Genomic DNA, 1,434 nt, shown 5'->3' on the forward strand with positions numbered 1-1,434 from the left:
CTAGGACTCTGCTGATTAATCCGGCGTGGCGGGCGGGGTTTGTGGGCGCGTCCTCGAGATGATGGATGAATGCAGGGGCACTCTGATGATCAACCTGAGTTGTTGGATGCCGAATCGGTTGCCGGTCATCTTCTGAAGTCTGACAGCATGTTTGCGTTTCTTGCCGCCCACCGGCACGTGCTGTTCCCGGAGGAGATGTTCGCCGATCTGTTCCCCTCGCAGCGGGGCCGCCCCAGCGTGCCGGCCGAGGTGATGGCCTCGGTCATCACTTTGCAGGCCCTGCACGGGCTCTCCGATAACGAAACCGTCGATGCGGTCACCTTCGATCTGCGCTGGAAAGCCGCATGCGGGTTGCCCGTCACCTCGGGGGCGTTTCACTCCACGACGTTGACGTATTGGCGGCGCCGGCTGGCGGCCTCAGGTCGTCCGAACCGGATCTTCGAGGCGGTCAAAGCCGTGGTCACCGAGACCGGGGTGTTGGCCAAGAAGACACGTCGGGTGTTGGATTCCACCGTCCTCGATGATGCGGTGGCCACCCAGGACACGGTGACCCAGCTGATCGCCGCGATCCGCCGCGTGGGCCGCGAAGTCCCCGGTGCCGGCGAGGTGATCACCGCGCAGTGCACCGCCCACGATTACGCTGATCCGGGAAAGCCTGCGATCGCCTGGAACGACAAGGCCGCCCGCGATCAGCTCGTTGATGGCCTGGTCAGCGACGCGCACCGGCTGTTGGGGCATCTGCCCGAGCAGGAATTGGGGCCCCGCGCCGCGGAGGCGATTGCGTTGTTGGCGCTGGTCGCCGGCCAGGACGTCGAACCCGTCGAAGGCTCTGATGGCACCGACGGGCACTGGCGCATCGCGCAGCAGGTGGCCCCGGATCGGGTGATCTCCACCGTCGATCCCGAGGCGCGGCACGCCCACAAGACGGTGCATCGGCGCCAGGACGGGTTCAAAGCCCACATCGCGGTCGAACCCGACACCGGGATCATCACCGACTGCGCCCTGACCAAGGCCAGCGGCAGCGACAACCACGAAGCCGTCATCGGACTGGCCCTGCTGGCGCAGGAGGCGACACCGGTGCGGGTGCTCGGCGATTCGGCCTACGGCACCGGCGAAACACGCGCAGCGCTTGCTGAACTCAAGCATGTCGCGGTGATCAAACCGATGCCGCTGCGCGCCGCGGTACCGGGTGGATTCACCATCGACGACTTCGCCGTCGACCTGACCGAGGGCACCCTCACCTGCCCGGCCGGCCTCACCCGCACGATCACCTCGGCCGGCAACGTCGTCTTCGGGGCAGCCTGCGCAGGCTGCTGCCTGCGCTCCCGATGCACCACCGCAGTCAAAGGCAAGACCGCCAAAATCTCACCGCACCACGCACTGCAGCAGTCAGCCCGAAAACAGTCACGAAACACACGCTGGCTCAACGAATAT

1 protein-coding gene is annotated in these 1,434 nt (G+C 66.0%); it reads left to right on the top strand.

What is annotated here, in order from left to right; all coding sequences use genetic code 11:
• Positions 1-69: 69 nt before the first annotated feature.
• Positions 70-1,434 (top strand): IS1182 family transposase (locus tag ASJ79_RS24070; protein WP_067960889.1); only part of this gene is annotated, 1,365 nt, incomplete at its 3' end.

The sequence above is a fragment of the Mycobacterium sp. NAZ190054 genome (assembly GCF_001545925.1).
Classification (GTDB): domain Bacteria; phylum Actinomycetota; class Actinomycetes; order Mycobacteriales; family Mycobacteriaceae; genus Mycobacterium.